Here is a 21401-nt window from a genome sequence, read left to right as displayed (position 1 = left end):
CGCACGCCCTTTCTACACCGGCATCAGCTTCATGACGGTTTCGATAATAATGCTGATGATCGGTATAGCAAGTACAAGGATCAATACCTTACCAGCCAGTTCAATCTTGGACGCAATGCTCTCCTGACCTGCATCCCTGACAATCTGTGCGCCAAATTCTGCGATGTACGCTATGCCAATAATTTTCAGCACTGTTTTCAGATAAATACTTTCCATGCCTGAATTCTCGGCAAGCCGCTTTAACACTTCGATGACTGCACCGATTTTGCCAATCAACAACATGAAGATGACAATGCCAGTCGCGGCAGCAATCAGAAAGGCAAACATCGGTTTCTGTTCCTTAATGACCAGAATGAGCACTGTTGCGATGAGCGCCAAACCTACAACTTGGATAATTTCCACAGGTCACCACCATCCGGCTTCATGACCGTTTTTCATTGAAAAAGAAATATCGATTTGATCTCTTGTAGCAGGCTGTCCAGCATACGGACCACCATGAACAATACAACGACAAATCCGATTACGGTCACCCAGTGAGCCATATCTTCCTTTCCCATTTGTTTCAGTACCGTGTGAATCATGGCGATGATGATTCCGATACCCGCAATTTGAAAGATTGCGTTCACTTCTAGATTCATGACCTTGGCACCTCACTATCCCGGCTATTTCAGAAGATCAGAATGACGATTAACGCTCCGACAAGCATCCCGAGGCTTCGGCTCATTCGTTCATATTTCATTTGATCGGCCTGGGCACGGGATTCCTCATGCATTAGTTGTTGAATGGCTAACGATATATGTTTGGTCTGATCCTGACGGTCACTTGTGCCAAGGCTGAAGCTTAATTGCAGCATCACTTCCTTCTCGTCAGCCTTCATGGCTGATCTTCCCCACGCCAGATCCACGCCTGACTGCAGACTTTCCCGGGCAGTGAGTCCATGAGGAGGTTCCATCTGTGTAGCTGCATGAAGAAACAGCGTCTTTACAGGTTCTTTGGTCTGTGCTCCCATCTTGCCCATGGCATCGGGAAGTGGAGTGAGCCCATAGTTAATCTCCGTCATTAGTCGCTGGAGGGCTGCAATGAGTTCTCGCAACTGTCTCGGTCTTAATGCATACTGTCTGGCCTTGTAAAATCCGGCGAGGGTGCTGGCTAACAAAATAATTACCGCACCAAACATGTTAACCAAAGGCTTCACCTCCTGCCCCGGTCTGCTGCAACCCACGCATTTTGCCATCAGCCAGCCGAAAGGTCATGCCCCGGCTCGTCCGTTGCAGCTGGACATAACGTTGAAACATCTGCTCCGTAATTAAGGTTCTGAGGGCAGGTCTGGCCGACAGCTCCGATAGGTCACGGCCATGCGCAGTCGCAATCACTGAGACTCCTGCATGCAGGGCTTCCATCACCGCCTCGGCATCCTCCGGACGACCGATCTCGTCCACAATCAGGACATCGGGCGACATGGAGCGAAGCATCATCATCATGCCCTCAGCCTTCGGACAACCGTCCATCACATCTGTTCGGGGACCTACGTCGAAGCCAGGTACTCCTTTGTAGCTACCAGCGATTTCGGACCTTTCATCCACAATGCCCACTTTCAGACGTGGGCGTATTCCCTGAACCAGTTCAGTTCCCCCTGTAAGCTTTGTACCACTGCTAATTTGTCTCGCCAGATCTCGTAACAACGTCGTTTTCCCTTGTTGTGGTGGTGATAGGATCAACGTGTGCAGGACCTGTCCGCTCTTCATATCGAGAAGATAAGGAAGGATACGATCAGCCACTCCATGTACCTCACGGGCTACCCGAACGTTAAACCCGTTGATATCACGCAGGTATTCGACACGCCCACCGCTTAGTACCGTTCGTCCAGCAAGCCCGATTCGATGTCCCCCAGGTATGGTGATGAACCCTTTGCGCAGTTCCTCTTCCAATGTATAAAGTGAATGGTTACTGATCAGGTCCAACAACCTGTGCGTCACTTCTTTCTGAGGAACATACGCTTCTTCAGGATTCCCGGTCGGACAACCTTGAGGTGTCAGGAAGTGGTATGTGTTGCCTGCATTAATCTCCAGGGGTCTGCCTTCACGAATACGTACTTCCTCCACTTGTTCCAATAGAGCGGGTGGCATTCTTCCAAGAATGGTTCGGATCGGTTCCGGAAAAAGTTCCCTCCAGTTCACCTTCATGAGTAGGCTCCTCCAACCTTGAGATCATTTGGTTCACACTTCTGGCGCTTGTTCATATCTCAAGTTTATGCCTGTACATTTAATTTATGACGCTGAAATCTATCAATTCTTCAGAATACGGTTGAGAGTTGAAAGCATAGATGCACCTTCTGTTCTAGGCACCTGTCTAGATGTGCATGCATATAGTAATTGCAGATAGGTAAGTTCCATTTCGGTTCAAAACAGAACTACCGATCCCCAGATAAGAAAGGAGTTGTGGGGAGTGCGAGTTGATGTCGTTGGCAATGTGAATGAAGTACGTACTATTGATATCGCAGGGCGAAGTGCAGTTGTCATTGATGTATTGTGTACGACCAGTACGATTATTACGGCTCTGGCGTATGACGCTTCCGCTGTGATTGCTGTAGAGACCGTTCCACAAGCCAAACAAATGGAAGTGAAAGATTGCATTCGAGGCGGGGAACGTTTTGACAAAAAAATCACCGGATTCGAGGTGGGGAATTCCCCCTATGAATATATGACTGAGGACATTGCAGATAAAACAATCATACTGACCACAACCGATGGAACCCGCGCCTTGATCAAAGCTTCCAGGGCGAAACATGTACTAGCTGGATCATTTCTCAATGTCAGGGCTGTCGCAGCAGTTCTTTGCCAACTTCAACGAGATGTATTGCTGTTATGTGCGGGGAATCAGGATGAATTTGCACTGGAGGACGCCTTGTGTGCTGGATGTATCATCGACGAACTGCACCGTCAATCCTGTTCTCCCCTCCAACTAAACGATCTCGGCATAGTACTTCATCAGGCGGTATCCCAATGTCAAGAGAGCATCCCCGAGCTGGTGCAGGGATCTGTTAGCGGGCGTAGGCTTGAAAAGCTAGGCAGGGTTCATGACATTTCATATTGTTCTCAATTAAACTTGCTGGATTGTGTTCCCGAGATGGGGGAGGGGAACCTCATGCAACCTTATAAAGGCATACGCGGGGGAAAGATGTTCAAGTTGATGTGAAAATTGCCATGAGAAAAACAAAAAAAGGTGTACTGCTGCCCGTTGGCAACAGTACACCTTTGCTAATTTACACACACAGAAAATACTTATCTGCGATCTTGAGGTCCACCGATAACGGCTTGCTCGGCAGTGTCGAGATCATATGCTGTATGCAATGCCTTAATGACGTCATGCAGCTTATCTCCGTCAATGACACAAGATACTTTGATCTCGGAAGTGCTCACCATCTTGATACTCACGCCTTCAGCGGAAATGACTTTGAACATCTTCGCAGCTACACCTGGGTGACTGACCATGCCTGCGCCAACAATGGAGATTTTAACGAGGTTCTCCTCAGATGTGACTTCACGGTAAGGCAAGCGGCTGTGAAGGCCTTCAATGACACGTAATGCGTTCTCACGATCAGACAGCGCCACAGAGAATGAGAAGTCCGCTTTGCCATCCATCACTCCGCTCTGAACGATAATGTCCACATCCAGCTGATTGGATGCAAGCGCACCAAATACTTCGGCCAGAACTCCTGGTACATCCGGCACACCCAGAATACTGATGCGAGCCACGTTTTTGTCATAGGCAATACCACTAACCACTACGCCTTGTTCCATTGCTGCTTCCTCCTTCACAACCGTTCCTTCATTATGGTTAAAGCTGGATCTTACAATTAAAGGTACACCGGAATGCTTCGCGTACTCTACTGCACGCGGATGCAGCACCGCTGCTCCCAAATTAGCGAGTTCCAGCATTTCGTCATAGGATATTTCCTTCAGCTTGCGCGCAACCTTAACGATCCGCGGGTCCGTAGAATAGATTCCGTCTACATCCGTATAGATCTCACACGCATCAGCCTTAATTGCTGCCGCCAGCGCTACAGCTGTTGTATCCGAGCCACCACGACCCAGCGTTGTGATCTCGCCGTCTTCCGTCATGCCCTGGAAGCCTGCAACAATAACAATGTTGCCCTCGGCAAGTGCTGCATTCACGCGGTCAGGTTGAATATCATGAATACGTGCTTTTCCGTGAACCGGCTCTGTGCGGAATCCCGCCTGCCAGCCCGTAAACGATACTGCCTTACGTCCAAGTGCTTGAATAGCCATCGATAACAAAGAGATCGAAATCTGTTCTCCTGTCGTTAAGAGCATATCCATCTCACGAGCAGGCAGATCACTATTCAATTGTTTTGCCTGATCAATCAAATCATCTGTTGTATCCCCCATGGCCGAAACCACGACTACACACCGATGTCCTTCATCAGCTTTTTCTACAACACGTCCGGCTACACGCTTCATGCGTTCTGTATCTCCGACCGAGCTGCCCCCAAATTTCATGACGTACAATGACAACGCAAATCCACTCCCTACCTTGTGCAGTATGCATAATTAATGTCCATCGTCATTATTCTCTACGAGAAATGACTTTAACCCAGTATATTACGAAAGCGCCTGATAGGCTAATCTTTTTTCGAAAAAACCCTCTGCCAAAGGAATGGCAAAGGGTTGTTAATACCGTTTATTAGCTTACAGCTTGTGAAAGTTACGCACGGGAAGAGTATTTACCTTCACGTGTGTCAATCAGGAGAACATCACCTTCGTTAATAAACAAAGGAACTTGTACGTTCAAGCCTGTTTCCACTTTTGCATTTTTGGTAGCGCCTTGTGCAGTGTTACCTTTAACACTAGGCTCAGTCTCGATGACTTTCAACTCAACGCTTGTTGGCAAGTCAATTCCGAGGATTTCACCTTGATAGCTAACAATCTTAACGACCATGTTTTCTTTCAGGAAGTTCAATTCCCATTCCAGTTGATCACTAGTCAATGTGAACTGATCATAAGTTTCGTTATCCATGAACGTGTGCTCTGTACCGCTTGCATACAGGTAGGATACGCCACGGTTTTCGATGATGGCACGACCAATCGTTTCGCCCGCACGGAATGTTTTTTCAACGGTGTTACCGTTACGCAGGTTTTTCAATTTGGAACGTACGAAGGCAGCGCCTTTACCTGGTTTAACGTGTTGGAAATCAAGCACGGTATAGATATCGTTATCTACTTGCACGGTCAAGCCTGTTTTAAAATCGTTTACTGAAATCACAAAAAATCCCTCCTGATATGGTTAAAAAGTAGGTGATATAAGACGAGGGGTTAATGTTATATGTAAAATGAGCCCAAGAATGGCCACCTCGTTCACTTCGATTGCAGTACCATCCTCCGATCGCTGTTATCCCCAGATTTTTTTGATCCCATTAACAATGGGAAAATCCGGTGATAAAGGCGAACGCTTCGCTTCTTCAGATTGGTTCTGCACTCTCCGATATGGTGAAATTTCTTATTTTTCATTTTAAATAACACATTAAAAATCGTCTTATATCCCTGGTGGCTGTAATTTAGCCGATTACGGTGAACTTCTTGTCCGACTTCGTGAGAATATGAATACCCGTCTCGGTAATCACTACGTCATCCTCGATACGCACGCCGCCAAGCCCGTCAATATATATACCCGGTTCAACGGTAACAACCATACCCGGTTTCAATACATCGTCGCTAAGCTTGGACAGGCGAGGAGCTTCGTGAACTTCCATACCCAGACCGTGGCCTGTGCTGTGTCCGAATTGATCTCCATATCCGTGACCTGCAATGATATCACGAGCCAATGCATCTGCTTCCCGTCCGGTCATACCCGGTTTCAGGTTCTCCAGCGTATGTAACTGAGCTTCCAGTACAATGTCATAAATTTTGCGCAGTTCAGGTACAGGTGTACCTGTTGCAATGGTACGTGTCAGATCTGAACAGTATCCGTCCAAAAGTGCACCAAAGTCAAATGTAATTAACTCATTCTGTCCGATGACCTTACTGCTCGCTACACCGTGAGGCATAGCAGAACGTTCACCCGATGCTACAATGGTGTCAAACGAAGAGGACGTTGCTCCATGTTTGCGCATGAAAAACTCCATCTCCAGATCCACTTCACGCTCCGTCATACCTGGTTTTGCAAACTGCAAAACGTGGCTGAACGTGGCATCCGCCAGATCTGCTGCTCTCTGCATGACCGCGATCTCGTCTTCATCCTTGAACATACGAAGTTGTTCCACGATCCCGGATACAGCTTTCAGTTCAATAGACTGCAGTGCTTCAGCATAAGCGGAATGCGTGCCGAATGTGACACTATCCTGTTCGAAGCCCACTTCTTTGATATTCGCGGATGTCAGCAATTCGCGCACCGTATCCATCGGCTTAGCTCCATGTTCCACAACGGTAAATCCTTTGGCTTGCTGAGGCGCTTGTGACATATAACGGAAATCAGTCAGCAGATATGCATCCTGTTCCGTAATCAGCACATATCCCGCCGAGCCTGTAAAGCCCGTCATATAACGACGGTTAATCGGGTTTGTAATCAGCATTGCAGTGAGTTCATGCTCACGCATGGCTTCACGCAACTTATTTACTCGTTTGTTTTCCATCGGTAACCCTTCTTTCTCTCACATTCCCGGGTTCCCGGCTCAGGTTTGTTTGTCCAGATGACGCACAAGAGCCAGCAATCCCAGTTCATAGCTTACTTCGCCAAATCCGGCAATCTGCCCGATTGTTTCCGCTGCAATCACTGAATGATGTCTGAACGCTTCGCGTGCATGAATGTTGGATAGATGTACTTCCACCGTAGGGACTTTTACAGCATTGATTGCATCACGTATAGCATAGCTATAATGGGTAAATGCTCCGGCATTCAGTATGATTCCGTCTGCCTCACCCATCGCTGCATGAATGCGGTCAATGATGTCCCCTTCATGGTTCGATTGATAAAAAGCGATGGAGACGCCAAGTTCATCAGCCTGTCTGCGAATTTTGTCTTCAATATCCTTCAGACTAAGCGTTCCATAGATGCCCGGTTCACGTACACCAAGCATGTTCAGGTTCGGACCATTGATCACAATAATTCGTTTCATCGCTGCTCCACCCTCTCTGCAAATAACCATCTGCTATTTTAACACAGCCATTGCCGGATTGAGAAGCTTTTTTGCGCTATGCCCCCGCTTGCTCCGGCTCGCGTTTGCGTTCGTCCGTGTACTCCATGGCTACCGTGTAACCAATGAACAGCCCCCATAACAAAAAGAAACAGAGTTCCGTGATGATTGAATCCCACGTTAAACCGTTCAAAGGTTTCATCATCCCCAGTTTTGGTCCGACCAGTATAAAGAGAATCAGCCACCAGACGATTCCATACACCATGCCGGGTAACGGCCCTTTCAGTTTTCTAATCGTGAACGTGTAGAGTAAGGATGCCAAGATGGAAAAGACGATAAAAAACAGCCAGCCTGTCAAATGTCCTGCTGCGGTATATATATATTCATGTTTGAAAAAAGGCTCGGCCAGAAATCCGACAGGTACAATCGTAAAATGCAACAGATAGAATAGCCAATGTAGCCCGCCCCAGATAAAACCGGCAAAAAAGCCAAGCTCTAACGCAAAGGAAAATGGATTCGTGTAGTAGTGTGCTTGACCTTGCCTCTGGGTAGGGCGTCTGCCCCTGTCTTTTTGCTGCCGCTCATTGGGACGTTGACCTTCATCGTGTGATGTATCTTCATGCTTACGTTCTGTCATCGATATTCTCCTTCATTCAGTTGATAATCCCGCATTATGCCTCGAATTTCCGCTCTGATTCTACGAGGTAGTATGTTCAAAACAGGACAATCTTAACAACATCCTTCAAGGTTTGACTCACAAACTAGAAATTGGTCTTAAAATTCGATACAATAGGGTTATTAAACTGCCTTTGATCGCGAAGGCCTAGAACAGAATAGGAAGGTGAATAATTTGCCTCAACAATCCAAGCCTGTCAGCTATGGGGGGCAAGCTGTCATTGAAGGCGTAATGTTCGGTGGGAAACATGTCAACGTTACAGCTGTTCGTAGAAAAGACGGCGAAATTACGTATCTGGAAGTTCCCAAGCAAGACAAGTCCTGGGTCACGAAATTGCGGCGGATTCCTTTATTACGCGGAATTGTCAGCATTATAGATTCAAGTGTCAAAGGTAGCAGACATCTCAATTATTCTGCTGACGCCTATGCTGATGATGAACTGGAACCGGAAGAGAAAGCCAAGCAAAAAGAGAAAGAAGGTTCGGGCTGGAGCCTAAGCATGATCATCGGTGTGACTGCCGTAGCCATCCTTTCATTCCTTTTTGGTAAAGTTGTGCTCACATTGCTTCCTGTTGTTATCGAGAATTTTCTATTCAAAAATGCATTCGACAATCAGTTTTTGCATAATTTACTGGAAGGCGGCATTAAGCTGATCCTGTTACTCGCCTATCTGTGGTTAATCTCACAGACGCCGATGATTAAACGTCTCTTCCAGTATCATGGAGCGGAACACAAAGTAATCAGCGCACATGAAGCTGGTGAAGAACTGACACCGGAGAACGTGCAAAAGTACAGCCGACTGCACTACCGCTGCGGAAGCAGTTTCATTATGTTGACAGTCATTATTGGAGTGTTTCTATACTCTCTCTTCACGTACGATAACCTCTGGGAACGGATGGGTCAGCGTCTGTTGTTATTGCCAGTTGTGCTAGGCATTTCTTTTGAACTGTTAAAGCTCACGAATTCAGTACGTGATATTCCTGTACTGCGTTATCTCGGATACCCGGGATTGTGGCTGCAATTGCTGACAACAAAAGAACCGACCAACGAACAGGTAGAAGTATCCATTGCTTCGTTTAACCGTATGCGTGAGTTGGATGCCAAGCTTGCCAATGTCTCTGCTACGTCAGAAGTACCTGTTGCAACACTCGATCCTGTGAAAGGGTGAATGATATGAACAAGCAGGCAATCTTATTTTGGACGTTCATCGCACTAGCTGCTGTTGGAGTCTTGACTTGGCTGGGGAACGCTAGTCCATCCAGGATCATTATTCCTCTGGTCGTGTTCGGAGCTGTATTCCTGCTGTACAAATATCCGCCTCGTCGCTGGGCAAGCAAAACCAAATCACCAAAGATCAAGCCATCGGCACGAACCATGGCAAAAGTCAATGCACAGTCCAGTGCCAGAAAGAGCAGCGGCTCTTCTAAGAAACGCAAGGATTATCCTTTCCAAGTGATTCAGGGACAAAAAGGGAAAAGCGATGAAGATATACCGAAATTTCATTAAAAGTTACTGATATACAAAAAAGCAGTTCTCCCAATATGCGGAGAATTGCTTTTTTCACGTTTATACAGGAATCAGAGGCGGAGCTTCTGCCTGTTTCTTGCGCAATTCTTTTCTTTGTTTGTCCAGCTGTTCATCATACACTTTCATATTCCACCCGTTGAAAAATTCACTCCCTGCGGTAGTACCTGATCGATATAAGGCCGTGCTGTCCTGTAACGATAAATGAAATTGCGTTGGTTTAATCCCAAGCGTTGGTATCTTCACTGTCCGAAACCGGTTAATCTGTTCGATGTAGCGTTCATCATGTGCTGTGAGCATCGTCTCCACAAGGGCCTGAAGCATGCTTAACGGTCCTTTAATACGGGCAGGTTCCACTTCCGTCTTCCCCACCATTTTGAATCCGACAACCGGAATAACGTCTCCCCCTCGTTCCGTACGATCCCCATCGAAGAGCCACAGCGGAAAATTGCTAAGCAATCCACCATCCACTACATAGACAAACTGATCTTGAAAAGGAAGTCCTTTGGAGAATACTGGCGATTTGCGTATGACTACGGGATCAAAAAAATAAGGGATACTGCAACTCATACGTACCGCTTTTGCAACATCCAGCTTGGCAGGATCAATGCCGAACCGTCGAATATCGTCCGGCAGCACCAGAATGGTTCCATTGGATATATCGGATGCCGTAATAAGCAACTTACCTTGCGGCAAGTCAGCGAATGTGCGAATCCCTTTCTGCTCCAACATCTTGCGAATCCATGATTCCAATGCCTCCCCCGAATACAAGCCTTTCTTCAAGAACAGCCTTGCCGCGGGTCCGATCCATCGGGTATTAAATATGGGGGAGCGACGCAGCAATGAAACAAAGGGGGTATTCTCAATAATGACTTTCATCTCCTCGGCCCTGTAACCGGCCGCTAGCAGAGCAGCTACAATGGAACCGGATGATGTGCCTGCCACTCGATTAAACTGAATGCCGCAGTCTTGAGCACCCTGCACAGCACCTGCAAGCGAGATCCCTTTGACGCCTCCACCTTCAAACACAGCGTTAATTAACATAACAAAAAACCCCCGTTCTCCAGGCAGCCACGTTTCTACTGCCACTCTATGAGAACAAGGGTTTGTCTTATAACCGTATTGTTAAATTGTTTTAGAGACCATAATAAGCTTTTAATTTGGCAATTAGGCCGAGAGGGTTCTTCGTCAGGTATTGTGAACTGAAGAATATATCCCCTTTAACCGAAGAATACTTCTTGTTGTAGTTCAGCTGATCGATGATCTCCTGTGATGTCTGCCAGCCAATCTCTGGCGTACCTAACTTATAAGGTGAGTGGCCGATATACAATTTTACATTTGTGTTAGCCACTTCATTCGCCCACCAGTCCACGACTTTGTCGTATCGGGCTACGCTCAGTGTCATACTCCAATACACCTGCGGAGCGACATAGTCGATCCACTCCTGGTTAATCCATGTCCGCACATCTGCATTCATGCTGTCATACGCGGTTACTCCTGCTTTGGTATCAGAACCTGTCAGATCAACAGATTTGTTACGCCACACACCAAATGGACTAATTCCATATTCAACGTTAGCTTTCGCTCTGTGAATGCTCTGCCCGAGCTGCTTAACAAACTGATTGATATTGTCCCGACGCCATTCGGCACGGTCCTTAGTATTTAATGTGTTATAGGTTTTGAAGGCTGCATCATCATTAAAAGTCACATTGGACGGATAGAAATAATCATCCAGATGTACACCATCAATATCATACTGATTGACCACTTCCATGATCGTATCGATAATATGCTGTCTGGCTTCCGGGATACCCGGGTTAATGTACATTTTGCCGGATGCATTCACAATCCAGTCGGGATGAAGCTTCGAGATGTGGTTTGCAGCCAAGTTTGATGTACTCGCTGTTGCTCTAAACGGATTAAACCAGGCGTGGAATTCCAGGCCCCGTTTGTGTGCTTCCTCGACCATAAACGCGAGGGGATCATAACCAGGATCTTTACCTTGTGTTCCTGTTAATACGCTGTTCCAAGGTACCAGACCTGAAGGATAGATGGCATCCCCATTAGCTCTCACTTGGACAAATACGGCATTAATGCCCATACCTTGCAACGTATCTAGCTGTTTTGTATACTCCTGTTTTTGCTTCTCTACATTTCCCTTGGCACCGGATGTAGGCCAGTCTCCATTCACAGTGGAAATCCAGGCTCCCCGCATCTCTTCAGAAGCTGGTACAGTGCCCGTGCCTCCAGGCTCCGCTGGGGTTGCCGGGGTTGGTTCAGGAGTTGGGACTGATTCGTCTCCTGTGTACAGATCAATGGTCTGGGCTGACTGATTCCAGTTCACTCGAATGCCCAGGTTCTCACTGACGAAACGAATGGGTACCATGACCCGACCTTGTTTCAATTCGACCGATGCATCCAGACCAACTACAGCGTTATCCACAGTTGCCTGCTGGCGTCCGCTCGTCATAGAGATGACCGAATCGGATTTCTGAATGGTCACGGTACGAGTAGCTTGAGACCATAAAACAGACGCACCCAGTCCTTCGCTAATAACACGCAAAGGCACCATCGTTACATTTACTTTGGGCAAGATGTAGGGTGATACATCCGATTCCAAACGGTTGCCGTCTAGAAAAATAGTGATTTCCTTCTGCCCGGCTGCTTGTGCTGTCATGCCTGCTGTCTGTAATCCAAGTACAAAAATGAGCAGCAGCATCAATCCTTTACGAACATTCATTAGTGCAGTCCTCCAAAATCATTATAAATTTGCGGTAAATTCTACTAGTTTAATAGACGCTCCTACCCTTCGTTTAGTTGCGAAAATCACCAAATTATGGTGTGATTGCACACAAAAAAATGCTTCCTGCCATTGAAACGGCAAGAAGCATCCTTTGATCACAGGATACAATTCATTGTATATCATCATGTTTATTCCACTGCTGAATCTTAAGACTCCGTATTACTCATGACGTCCTGAAGATTTTTGAGGTCTCGCAACCGGCTCTCATCCTGACGGAAGTATTCAACCAAGGACTCAATGCATGTAATGGAGTCCCAGCTCAGGTGATGTTCAATGCCTTCAACATCATTGTAGATATTTTGTTCCTGAACACCAATCGTTGTCAAAAATTGTTCAAGCAGATGATGGCGCTCCATCAAACGTTTGCCCATCTTTTTGCCTTTTGGCGTAAGCACCAGTCCGCGGTACTTCTCATAGATCAGGTACTCGTCTTTGTCCAGCTTTTGGATCATCTTCGTCACCGATGAAGGATGTACTTCCAGTCCTTCAGCTATATCAGACACACGAGCATAGCCCTTTTCATCAATTAATTTGTATATACGCTCCAAATAATCTTCCATACTGGGCGTTGGCATCTGCTTCCCTCTTTTCTCTCTGACCGGCCCCTATTCGTGCCTGGTCCCTATCTTATAATGATACATGTTATCAATACGCATTGGCAAGTCCTGCACAGTTCGGAGCGCGCTGTTACACAAGTAATTGGCAGCGTGACTTCTCACCAAACGAGGCAAACTAAGCAAAGTTCCGCATCGAAAGGAGTGATTTCGTGAGTACAAGTGTAGCCTCACCGCCAGTTCGAAAAGCAAAAGGTACTAAACCCTTTATTCCCGATTTGGTGTATTTTGAACCCGGTGCATTGGAATATGATAAAGGCAAACGGATTATGGAGTGGGTGACATCCAAAAACATACCTTATCAGATGACCACATCCCATAACCGAATCACAAACCTGCCCGGTGAAACCGAACAAGAAAAGTACCGGATGGCAAAGCGTACTTTGGTCGTTGGTGTGCGCAAAACACTCAAGTTTGACCAGTCGAAACCTTCAGCGGAATATGCCATTCCCATCTCTACAGGCTGTATGGGGCACTGCCATTATTGTTATCTTCAAACTACACTTGGTGCGAAACCTTATGTTCGTGTCTATGTTAATACCGAGGAGATCATTCAGGCTGCAAAAGGATACATCGAAGAACGGGCGCCTGAAATCACGCGATTTGAAGCCGCCTGTACGTCTGATCCCGTAGGACTCGAGCATATCACGGAGAATTTAAGTGACCTGATTCGTTTTATGGCGGAAGAAGAATATGGGCGCTTGCGATTTGTAACCAAATATCATCACGTTGATCCGTTGCTGAACATTAAACATAACGGCCACACCCGTATCCGGTTTAGTGTCAATTCGGATTATGTCATCAAAAACTTTGAACCGGCTACCTCCAGATTTGAGGAACGCATTGAAGCTGCTGGCAAAATTGCACACGCCGGTTATCCCCTGGGATTCATTATCGCTCCGATTATGTGGTATGACGGCTGGGAAGAAGGATACTCGGATCTGTTGCAGAAACTGGCAGATACACTTCCAGAGGAAGCAACCAAGGACCTTACCTTTGAGATGATCCAGCACCGTTTTACCAAAACGGCCAAAGCAACCATTGAGAAACGTTATCCCAAAACCAAGCTGGAGATGGATATCGAGAAACGTAAGATGAAATGGGGCCGCTGGGGTCAGTACAAGTATGTGTATAAGGATGACCAGCAAGATGCGCTGCGCGAATTCATTACGGAACGGATCTTTGAACATTTTCCACTAGCCAATATTGATTACTTCACCTAAACAAAAAACGGGACTGCCCATAACGATATGCTGGTATAAGCATTCCTAACGATTAAAAAGCAGGTTACATGACCCAGAGTGTCTCTGGTAACATGTAGCCTGCTATGCCATACATAATAATACTTAAATTCAGGTCATCCGTTTAAATAATCATCCAGTCTGGTGTAATCTGCTGCAACCAGATGGTAATCTTCGTCATCTGATCTGTAAAAAGCAATACCCCAAGGAACAACATTAATGCTCCTCCGACTTTCATCATGACATTGGAATACCGTAAGATCCAGCGTGTCGAACCAATGAAAAAGGCCAAAATGAAGAACGGGATTGCAAACCCTGCCGTATAACCTGTTATCAGCGCCAGCCAGGTTGTGGGCTCACTTGCAGCCATAGCAATGATCGCTGTTAGAATAGGGCCAATACACGGCGACCAGCCTGCTGAGAAACCGATGCCAAATATAAAAGAGCCCAGATAGCCTGCTGGTTTCCATTTCATATCCAACTTGCGTTCCTTCATCAGAAACTGTGGTTTGAACACCCCAAGCAAAAATAACCCCATAAGCATAATCAAAATCGCAGACAATTGCCGAATCAGTTCTCGGTTGTCATTGAAAAATTGGCCAAACAGTCCAGCACCAAGGCCAAGCGAATAAAATACAGCCGAGAAGCCTAAAATAAACGCCAGCGTATGCGTCATGGTCTTAAAGCGGACTTCGCGCTGATTGCGGTCATCCTTCAATTGTTGCACCGTCATACCTGTAATGTAGGAGAGGTATGATGGATACAGCGGAAGACAACATGGTGATATAAATGAGACTAAACCTGCTACAAAAGCCATCCATACATTAACATCAGGCATGAAGCGGATGTCTCCCTTCCCCGGGCTCACGTGCTTGCTCGTTCAGTCGTCAGGCTCGGAACCCTTTTTTTCCAATCATCGTCAGAATCAGCATCATGATCAGCAATAATACAATCGTTGCTCCAGGTGCGAGGTTCCAGATGCCTGCTACAACCAGTCCAAGGACTACGGCAATTTCGCCGATAATCACGGACAAAATAATGGCGGATTTGAAACTCCGGGCCATCAACAGGCTGACCGCTACCGGAATGGTCAATAGCGCTGACACCAGAAGCGCACCAACAATCTTGATCGCCGTGCTAATGACAAGTGCTGTCATCACAGTGATTAACATGTTCAGAATTCTCACAGGCAACCCGGTAACCGCTGCCGCATCTTCCTCAAAGCTGAGCAGGAAAAATTCCTTATGTAACAATGCCACTACAATCACCACGATCAGCGTAACCACACCTACCAGCTTCAGATCCGTAGCGTCTAATGTATATATACTGCCGAACAGATAACTCATGACATCTGCATTATATCCTTTGCCCAGCGTGAAGAACAAGGAAGCAAGAGCCACGCCACCGGACATGATAATGGCAATCGATAATTCGGCGTAACTCTTGTACGCTTTGCGCAATTTCTCTATCGCAAATGAAGCAAGCACGGCAAATATCAAGCCCACCGCAATGGGATACACTTCAATCAGGAATCCAAGTGCAACACCGGCAATGGTCACATGAGACAAGGTGTCTCCAATCATGGATAACCGCCGTAAGACCAGGAACAGTCCGATTAACGGAGCGGTAATGCCAATTAACAACCCACCCGCCAGGGCACGCTGAAAAAAATCACTCATTAATATTTCCAAAACAAACACGACTCCTTCGGCCTTACTCTAATCTAATGGGCCATAAATACGGCTAGCGTACCTGTGCAGTGGTATGTTGCAGATTGGTCTCAGCACAATCCTGTACCTCATGCGAATGACGGACATGAAAATTAATTTTGCCATTCGTTACCGCAGCTTCAGAACCCAGATAACTCTCCATCCGATCCATATCATGAGACACCATTAGAAAAGTCATACGGTGATGTTCATGCATATGGGTAATCAGTTCAAAGAAACTGGCCTGTGATTCAGCATCAATACCTACGGTAGGTTCATCCAGAATCAACAGATCCGGGTGATTGATAAGCGCCCGTGCCAAAAATACACGCTGCTGCTGTCCGCCGGACAATTGACCAATTCGTTTGTTCGCCAGATCCTCGATCCGCATGACCTGCATCGCATCCGTGCACTGTTGCTGACATTTGCGAGACATACGACGGAACATGTTTTTGTTATTGTACAAGCCTGACATGACCACTTCACGAACGGTCGCGGGGAACAACGGGTTAAATGCATTCTTTTGAGGTACATACCCGATTCGGTCCCAGTCCTTGAACCTGCGGATCGACTGTCCGAATAGTTTGATATCTCCCTGCGCAGGAGGAAGAAGTCCTACCAGCATGCGCAGCAATGTCGTTTTACCCGCCCCATTGGAACCGATAATCCCGACAAAGTCCCGTTCCTGGGCCATAAAATCGAGATTCTCAATCACTCGCTGGTCCCCGTAGGAAAATGATAGTTTCTCGATCTCTATAATTGGATCATGACATAGTGGCATGATTTGCTGCATGGCAAAGCCGCCCTTCATTATATATAAGAATCCCATAGCGTCCTAAGAGCCTTCACCGTGAACGGTAAAGACTCTTCGATCTGAATTCTTCATTCTATCTTATTTTAATGCGATCAGCAGATTTTGCAAATTTTTCTCCATCAGGGTGAAATAATCATCCCCATTTGTTGCCTGCTCCTTGGTCAATCCCTCAACCGGATTAAGGACCATGGTCTCTACTCCTGCTTCACTTGCCAATGTTTTCGCCAATTTGTCAGATACCAGCTCTTCGAAGAAAATGTATTTAATGCCTTCATCTTTAACGAGTTTCGCAAGCTTCACAATATCCTGTCCTGTCGGTTCAGCATCCGGGGAAAGTCCCATAATGGCATGCTGGGTTAATCCATAATCACGTGCAAGGTAGCCAAACGCTTGGTGCGAGACAACAATTTCGTTGTTCGGTACGGTAGCCAATTCATCTGTGAAACGCTGATCCAGCGTCTCAAGCTTGGTACGAAGTTCTTCATAACGTTGTTCGTAACCTGTTTTGTGATCAGGATCTGCCTCGACCAGGCTATTTTTGATGTTTTCAGCCATGATCATGGCTGATTTCGGACTAACCCACGTATGTGGATCAATATGATGATCAGCGACATCTTCACTGGTAGCCTCATCTGTATGTTCATCTGTATGTTCGTCTTCGTGCTCTTCGCCGTGACCGTGCCCATCATCACCCTCAGCCGTTAACAGCTTAACACCTTCACTGACGGCAACAGACTTCACCTGTGTATCACTATTCAGCGACTTCAGGAAATTCGGCACCCATCCTTCCAGTCCAGCTCCATTATAGAGAAACAGCTGTGCCTTGGACGTATTAACGATATCCTGACTCTTCGGAGTCCAGTCATGTGGCTCTACTCCCGTTGGCAGCAGGTTAATGACATTGGCATCCTCACCACCGATTGCAGTCGTAAAAGCATATACAGGATAAAATGTCGTCACAACGTTTACCTTGCCTTCCACAATCTTCGCACTATTGGAACTATCCTGCCCACACGCTGACAATACCAGCAAAGTGAGAAAAAGCAACCCCGTCCACAGTAGCTTTATGTTGCCTCTTTTGCTCGTCTTCCCTGTCCGGTTATCCTGAACTTGATGTTGCACTTTATAAAATGTCATTATGATTCACTCCGCATCTCTTAATCGTAAACATTACTGAAAGAATTATAGGTAACCTGAACCTACTTGTCAAGCTATCCCGTCCTATTCATTCTTTCCTGAAGTACGGAGTTCATAACAGTATATGCTTGTTCTCTTCCCGTCAGATACGAATTATATCAACAAAAAAAGGGCCCGAATTACATCGGGCCACCTTGAGTCATAGTTACGACAGTATTTGAATCAATTTCATAACTCAATTCTTATTTTACTTGTGCACCATTAGGCATGTTGTCTGGTACTGTAGCCAGTGTAAGCTGGTCGCCATGCGATGCTGCAAGGATCATACCCTGGGACAGTTCACCACGAAGTTTCACCGGTTTGAGGTTGGTCACACAGATGACTTTGCGTCCAACCATCTCTTCTGGCGAATAGAACTTCGCAATTCCAGATACGACCTGGCGCTGCTCATAACCCAGATCCAGCTGCAATTTCAGCAACTTATCCGCTTTTTTGACAGGTTCGCAGGAAATGACTTGCGCGACACGCAGTTCAACTTTGGCAAAATCGTCAATACCGATCTCTTCGGTACCCTCAGGTGCAGTTACCGGTTCAACAGCTGCTGAAGCTCCAGCATCTGCTTGACTTGTTTCAGGCTGTGCTGCTTTTTGTCCACCTGTCATTGCTTCAGAGATATAAGCAATTTCCTGTTCGGAATCCAAACGCGGGAAGATTGGATCCCCTTTTTGCAAGGCATTTCCAGCTGGAACCAGACCCCATTGCTTGGCTGTATCCCAAGCCGTAAGTTCACCTTCCTGAATGCCCAGCTGTGCCCAGATTTTATGAGGAGCACGCGTCAGGAACGGTTGCAACAGAATGGAAGCAATTCGCAAGCTTTCGATCAGGTGAGCCATAACGGATGCCAATTCATCGCGTTTTGCTTCATCACGAGCCAGCGCCCATGGCTGCGTCTCATCAATATATTTGTTGGTGCGGCTGACAAACTGGCTGATTGCTGTCAGTGCTACGGAAAACTGCAGGTTTTCCATCGCCTGTTCCACTTTTTCCACTGTAGCATGGCCTGCTTCTTCCAGCGAAGCATCAAATTCCGTTACATTCGAAGCAAACGCCGGGGCTTTGCCTTCAAAATATTTGTCTACCATAGCAACTGTACGGTTCAACAGGTTACCCAGATCGTTCGCGAGGTCGGAGTTAACACGCTCTACGAAGCTCTCCGGTGTAAACGTACCATCGGAACCAAACGGTACTTCACGCAGCAGGTAATAACGCAGTGCATCGAGACCGTAACGGTCAATCAGAGTCACTGGATCAACGACATTACCTTTTGATTTGGACATTTTACCGTCCTTCATCAACAACCAGCCATGTGCGAACACTTTCTTCGGTAAAGGCAGATCCAATGCCATCAACATAATTGGCCAGTAGATCGTATGGAAACGAACAATTTCTTTCCCAACCAGATGTACATCCGCAGGCCAGAACTTGTTATAAAGGGATGCATCGGATGAACCGTAGCCCAAAGCTGTAATATAGTTGGACAACGCATCAATCCACACGTAGACTACGTGTTTTGGATCGCCTTTCACTTTGACGCCCCATTCAAATGTAGTCCGTGATACGGCCAAATCTTCAAGACCTGGCTTGATGAAGTTGTTGATCATCTCGTTCTTACGGGATTCCGGCTGAATAAAGCCTGGATTCTCTTCATAATATTTCAACAAACGATCTGCATATTTGCTCATACGGAAGAAGTAAGATTCTTCTTTGACCAATTCAACCGGGTGTCCGCTATCAGGGCTCTTGGCCGAGATAATCTCACCCTTCTCATTCTTCTCTACATCCACCAGTTGAGTCTCTGTGTAATACGTCTCATCCGGAATGCTGTACCATCCTTCGTACTCACCTTTGTAGATATCTCCCTGTTTCAGCAAACGGTCAAAGATATCCTGAACAATGGTTTTGTGACGCTCTTCGGTTGTACGGATAAAGTCGTCATTGGAAATGTCCAACTTGTTCCACAGTTCCTTGATCCCCACAACGATATCGTCGATAAAAGCTTGCGGTGTCTGTCCTTTCTCTTGTGCCTTGCGCTCAATCTTCTGGCCATGTTCATCGGTTCCTGTCAGATAATGAGCATCATAACCGCGTAAACGCTTGTAACGAACCATCGCATCTCCCGCCACCGTTGTATACGCATGCCCAATATGCAATTTGTCACTCGGATAATAAATCGGGGTTGTCAGATAAAATGTTTTTTGGTCAGCCATGAATGACTTCTCCTCCTTCAAATGTTCCTGCTTCATGTGATCTCTTCGTCCAAAACAACTAAAAAAGAACACAAAAACTCCCGCCCCTATGGGACGAGAGTTGCTCTCACGTGTTACCACCCAAATTCCCCGTATTTTTCACAAAACACAGGCTCTGTCGGTCCTTCGACCGCCCATTAACGCTGGATCACGCCTCAGCCTTACGACAGCAGCTCTTAAATCACTGTCTGCACGCTCGAAAGAGGTTCCTCCGGGACCATATTCCATCCTCCTCCCAGACCGGTTCTCAGCTCATCCGGCTCTCTGCACTGGGGGTGTGTCTGTACTTATCCCTTCACTGGAAATCATATAGAAGTTGTTCAAAAAGTCCACTTTTGATTACGAATCATGCCTACCGGCATCATCAGCGTCGAAGTTGAAATTCAGTCGAAATGTCCGTTGCTCACGTAGGTTCCTACGCTCCGCTACTCCATTTCTAACTTCATTCCATCTTCTCGGTACTGAAAACCAGACTTTTTGAACGTGCATATATAGGAAAAATATACTGAAATGCGGACCCCTTTGTCAAGTGGACAGCATCCTCAAGTCAATCCTGGCCTGCTTCCAGGCCACCCGAATACTTCAAGCTACATCGTTACTCTGATACCATCATGGATTTCTCCGCCTTTGGTGGCACCAGATCTACACCGCCTGGATGAAACGGGTGGCATTTGGCAATACGTTTCGCTGTTAACAACGAACCTTTGAGCGCACCGTGCACTTCAATCGCCTCCATGGCGTAAGCCGAACAACTCGGATAGAACCGACATGTTGGCGGTGTTAATGGAGAGATATAGTTGCGGTACACCCGAATGGGTGCCTGAGCAATTCTGCGCGATAACTTCATGGTCAGTGCTTCCCATGAGCGTGTTGATGTCCCGACGCTGCTTTGGCCGGAGCATGCTCTGCACAGTCCTTACAATATCCAAATACCTCGAACTTGTGGTCCACAACCTGAAATTGCTCAGGTGCATCCGCAAGCTGCATCGGGCAAAAAATAATAGGATATGTCTTCTGACACTTCAGACAGATCATATGATGGTGATGATGATCTTCACTACAGTGTGCTTTGAATTTAACGCCATCTTCGAAGATGACCTGTTCCAGTACACCTAGTTCCTGCATCACCCGCAAATTACGATATACTGTGTCAAAACTCAGTCCGCTGTAAGTCTTACCCATATATTCATAGACGTCCTTGGGTGTAAGATACCCGGGGGACTCGGCAAATAACCGGGCCAGTGTTTTCCGCTGATCGGTAATGCGAAGCCCCTGTGAGGACATGGTCGAAATAATCTGTTCTGTCGACAGCATGATCTTAAGCACCTCCTGTCATACGAGCATTTTGCATCATTCATAGAGCGACAGTTTATTCGGCAAAAGCGAAAACTTTCGCTTTCTTGTATCCTCTAATAATGCATCAAATTA

23 protein-coding genes are annotated in these 21401 nt (G+C 46.6%); 4 read left to right on the top strand and 19 right to left on the bottom strand.

What is annotated here, in order from left to right:
• Positions 1-12: 12 nt before the first annotated feature.
• Genes spoIIIAD through spoIIIAA form a run of 4 tightly spaced genes read right to left on the bottom strand, consistent with a single transcriptional unit; the run spans position 13 to position 2183 of the window.
• Positions 13-402 carry a stage III sporulation protein AD gene (gene spoIIIAD / locus BLS69_RS04000; RefSeq protein WP_017687586.1) on the bottom strand — a complete coding sequence of 130 codons (390 nt, stop codon included), beginning with the start codon at positions 400-402 and terminating at the stop codon, positions 13-15.
• A gap of 32 nt (positions 403-434) precedes the next feature.
• A complete protein-coding gene (gene spoIIIAC, locus BLS69_RS03995) occupies positions 435-638 on the bottom strand; it encodes a stage III sporulation protein AC (protein WP_017687585.1) in 204 nt (67 codons plus the stop codon).
• A gap of 29 nt (positions 639-667) precedes the next feature.
• Positions 668-1186 (bottom strand): stage III sporulation protein SpoIIIAB, encoded by a 519-nt coding sequence (gene spoIIIAB / locus BLS69_RS03990; RefSeq protein WP_036614389.1) that lies wholly within the window; start codon positions 1184-1186, stop codon positions 668-670.
• The gene (gene spoIIIAA, locus BLS69_RS03985; protein ID WP_036674989.1) at positions 1179-2183 is read right to left on the bottom strand and encodes a stage III sporulation protein AA; all 1005 of its coding nucleotides are present in this window, start codon (positions 2181-2183) and stop codon (positions 1179-1181) included. Before spoIIIAA ends, spoIIIAB begins: the two co-directional genes overlap by 8 nt.
• Positions 2184-2445: 262 nt before the next feature.
• Here spoIIIAA and BLS69_RS03980 point away from each other — a divergent pair, with 262 nt between their 5' ends.
• Entirely contained in the window at positions 2446-3195 is a 750-nt protein-coding gene (locus BLS69_RS03980; protein ID WP_091028807.1) for a 2-phosphosulfolactate phosphatase, read from the top strand.
• Between the two features lie 86 nt (positions 3196-3281).
• Here the strand turns inward: BLS69_RS03980 and BLS69_RS03975 are convergent, their stop codons facing one another.
• The 5 genes from BLS69_RS03975 to BLS69_RS03955 form a co-directional block, all read right to left on the bottom strand.
• Positions 3282-4535 (bottom strand): aspartate kinase, encoded by a 1254-nt coding sequence (locus BLS69_RS03975; protein WP_047843625.1) that lies wholly within the window; start codon positions 4533-4535, stop codon positions 3282-3284.
• 190 nt (positions 4536-4725) lie between these two features.
• Entirely contained in the window at positions 4726-5283 is a 558-nt protein-coding gene (gene efp, locus BLS69_RS03970; RefSeq protein ID WP_017687580.1) for an elongation factor P, read from the bottom strand.
• A 292-nt stretch (positions 5284-5575) separates the two neighbouring features.
• Positions 5576-6649 carry a M24 family metallopeptidase gene (locus BLS69_RS03965; RefSeq protein ID WP_036674988.1) on the bottom strand — a complete coding sequence of 358 codons (1074 nt, stop codon included), beginning with the start codon at positions 6647-6649 and terminating at the stop codon, positions 5576-5578.
• 39 nt (positions 6650-6688) lie between these two features.
• On the bottom strand, positions 6689-7132 hold the full coding sequence (gene aroQ, locus BLS69_RS03960) for a type II 3-dehydroquinate dehydratase (RefSeq protein ID WP_062835278.1): 444 nt from the start codon (positions 7130-7132) through the stop codon (positions 6689-6691).
• A gap of 76 nt (positions 7133-7208) precedes the next feature.
• Positions 7209-7787 (bottom strand): YqhR family membrane protein, encoded by a 579-nt coding sequence (locus tag BLS69_RS03955; protein WP_091028804.1) that lies wholly within the window; start codon positions 7785-7787, stop codon positions 7209-7211.
• 213 nt (positions 7788-8000) lie between these two features.
• On the opposite strand from BLS69_RS03955, the gene BLS69_RS03950 reads away from it, so the two are divergent.
• Together BLS69_RS03950 and BLS69_RS03945 are read left to right on the top strand one after the other, a co-directional pair.
• The gene (locus BLS69_RS03950; protein ID WP_062835280.1) at positions 8001-8993 is read left to right on the top strand and encodes a DUF1385 domain-containing protein; all 993 of its coding nucleotides are present in this window, start codon (positions 8001-8003) and stop codon (positions 8991-8993) included.
• A 5-nt stretch (positions 8994-8998) separates the two neighbouring features.
• Entirely contained in the window at positions 8999-9331 is a 333-nt protein-coding gene (locus BLS69_RS03945) for a hypothetical protein (RefSeq protein WP_036614407.1), read from the top strand.
• 60 nt (positions 9332-9391) lie between these two features.
• Here BLS69_RS03945 and BLS69_RS03940 read toward each other — a convergent pair whose 3' ends face one another.
• From BLS69_RS03940 to mntR, 3 genes are all read right to left on the bottom strand, one after another.
• Positions 9392-10393 carry a patatin-like phospholipase family protein gene (locus tag BLS69_RS03940; protein WP_091028801.1) on the bottom strand — a complete coding sequence of 334 codons (1002 nt, stop codon included), beginning with the start codon at positions 10391-10393 and terminating at the stop codon, positions 9392-9394.
• 91 nt (positions 10394-10484) lie between these two features.
• On the bottom strand, positions 10485-12089 hold the full coding sequence (locus tag BLS69_RS03935) for a family 10 glycosylhydrolase (protein WP_091028799.1): 1605 nt from the start codon (positions 12087-12089) through the stop codon (positions 10485-10487).
• Positions 12090-12298: 209 nt separating this feature from the next.
• Positions 12299-12727, bottom strand: coding sequence for a transcriptional regulator MntR (mntR, locus tag BLS69_RS03930; protein WP_036614415.1), 429 nt, complete (start codon positions 12725-12727; stop codon positions 12299-12301).
• A 191-nt stretch (positions 12728-12918) separates the two neighbouring features.
• On the opposite strand from mntR, the gene splB reads away from it, so the two are divergent.
• Positions 12919-13989 carry a spore photoproduct lyase gene (splB, locus tag BLS69_RS03925; protein ID WP_091028797.1) on the top strand — a complete coding sequence of 357 codons (1071 nt, stop codon included), beginning with the start codon at positions 12919-12921 and terminating at the stop codon, positions 13987-13989.
• 142 nt (positions 13990-14131) lie between these two features.
• Here the strand turns inward: splB and BLS69_RS03920 are convergent, their stop codons facing one another.
• The 7 genes from BLS69_RS03920 to BLS69_RS03890 all read right to left on the bottom strand — a co-directional run bounded on the left by BLS69_RS03920 (position 14132) and on the right by BLS69_RS03890 (position 21287).
• Entirely contained in the window at positions 14132-14845 is a 714-nt protein-coding gene (locus BLS69_RS03920) for a cytochrome c biogenesis CcdA family protein (RefSeq protein WP_036614418.1), read from the bottom strand.
• A 49-nt stretch (positions 14846-14894) separates the two neighbouring features.
• Positions 14895-15698 carry a metal ABC transporter permease gene (locus tag BLS69_RS03915; RefSeq protein WP_047843633.1) on the bottom strand — a complete coding sequence of 268 codons (804 nt, stop codon included), beginning with the start codon at positions 15696-15698 and terminating at the stop codon, positions 14895-14897.
• Between the two features lie 52 nt (positions 15699-15750).
• Positions 15751-16509, bottom strand: coding sequence for a metal ABC transporter ATP-binding protein (locus BLS69_RS03910; RefSeq protein ID WP_091018152.1), 759 nt, complete (start codon positions 16507-16509; stop codon positions 15751-15753).
• 99 nt (positions 16510-16608) lie between these two features.
• On the bottom strand, positions 16609-17667 hold the full coding sequence (locus BLS69_RS03905) for a metal ABC transporter solute-binding protein, Zn/Mn family (protein WP_091028794.1): 1059 nt from the start codon (positions 17665-17667) through the stop codon (positions 16609-16611).
• A 242-nt stretch (positions 17668-17909) separates the two neighbouring features.
• A complete protein-coding gene (metG, locus tag BLS69_RS03900; protein ID WP_091028792.1) occupies positions 17910-19970 on the bottom strand; it encodes a methionine--tRNA ligase in 2061 nt (686 codons plus the stop codon).
• A gap of 598 nt (positions 19971-20568) precedes the next feature.
• Complete coding sequence (yidD, locus tag BLS69_RS03895; RefSeq protein WP_017687565.1) at positions 20569-20820, bottom strand: membrane protein insertion efficiency factor YidD; 252 nt, start codon at positions 20818-20820, stop codon at positions 20569-20571.
• 2 nt (positions 20821-20822) lie between these two features.
• Positions 20823-21287 (bottom strand): Fur family transcriptional regulator, encoded by a 465-nt coding sequence (locus tag BLS69_RS03890; protein WP_074095707.1) that lies wholly within the window; start codon positions 21285-21287, stop codon positions 20823-20825.
• Between the last annotated feature and the right edge of the window lie 114 nt (positions 21288-21401).

The organism is Paenibacillus sp. CF095, from assembly GCF_900101225.1.
Classification (GTDB): domain Bacteria; phylum Bacillota; class Bacilli; order Paenibacillales; family Paenibacillaceae; genus Paenibacillus.
The sequence above is the reverse complement of the archived record's forward strand: the minus strand, read 5'-3'. Positions and strand labels throughout refer to the sequence as shown.

Bases quoted from the DNA above. Each gene is read 5' to 3' on its own strand.
- spoIIIAC (WP_017687585.1), bottom strand. From the start codon at position 638: ATGAATCTAGAAGTGAACGCAATCTTTCAAATTGCGGGTATCGGAATC.
- spoIIIAA (WP_036674989.1), bottom strand. From the start codon at position 2,183: ATGAAGGTGAACTGGAGGGAACTTTTTCCGGAACCGATCCGAACCATT.
- BLS69_RS03965 (WP_036674988.1), bottom strand. From the start codon at position 6,649: ATGGAAAACAAACGAGTAAATAAGTTGCGTGAAGCCATGCGTGAGCAT.
- aroQ (WP_062835278.1), bottom strand. From the start codon at position 7,132: ATGAAACGAATTATTGTGATCAATGGTCCGAACCTGAACATGCTTGGT.
- BLS69_RS03955 (WP_091028804.1), bottom strand. From the start codon at position 7,787: ATGACAGAACGTAAGCATGAAGATACATCACACGATGAAGGTCAACGT.
- BLS69_RS03945 (WP_036614407.1), top strand. From the start codon at position 8,999: ATGAACAAGCAGGCAATCTTATTTTGGACGTTCATCGCACTAGCTGCT.
- BLS69_RS03940 (WP_091028801.1), bottom strand. From the start codon at position 10,393: ATGTTAATTAACGCTGTGTTTGAAGGTGGAGGCGTCAAAGGGATCTCG.
- BLS69_RS03935 (WP_091028799.1), bottom strand. From the start codon at position 12,089: ATGAATGTTCGTAAAGGATTGATGCTGCTGCTCATTTTTGTACTTGGA.
- mntR (WP_036614415.1), bottom strand. From the start codon at position 12,727: ATGCCAACGCCCAGTATGGAAGATTATTTGGAGCGTATATACAAATTA.
- BLS69_RS03920 (WP_036614418.1), bottom strand. From the start codon at position 14,845: ATGCCTGATGTTAATGTATGGATGGCTTTTGTAGCAGGTTTAGTCTCA.
- BLS69_RS03910 (WP_091018152.1), bottom strand. From the start codon at position 16,509: ATGCAGCAAATCATGCCACTATGTCATGATCCAATTATAGAGATCGAG.
- BLS69_RS03905 (WP_091028794.1), bottom strand. From the start codon at position 17,667: ATGACATTTTATAAAGTGCAACATCAAGTTCAGGATAACCGGACAGGG.
- metG (WP_091028792.1), bottom strand. From the start codon at position 19,970: ATGAAGCAGGAACATTTGAAGGAGGAGAAGTCATTCATGGCTGACCAA.
- yidD (WP_017687565.1), bottom strand. From the start codon at position 20,820: ATGAAGTTATCGCGCAGAATTGCTCAGGCACCCATTCGGGTGTACCGC.
- BLS69_RS03890 (WP_074095707.1), bottom strand. From the start codon at position 21,287: ATGCTGTCGACAGAACAGATTATTTCGACCATGTCCTCACAGGGGCTT.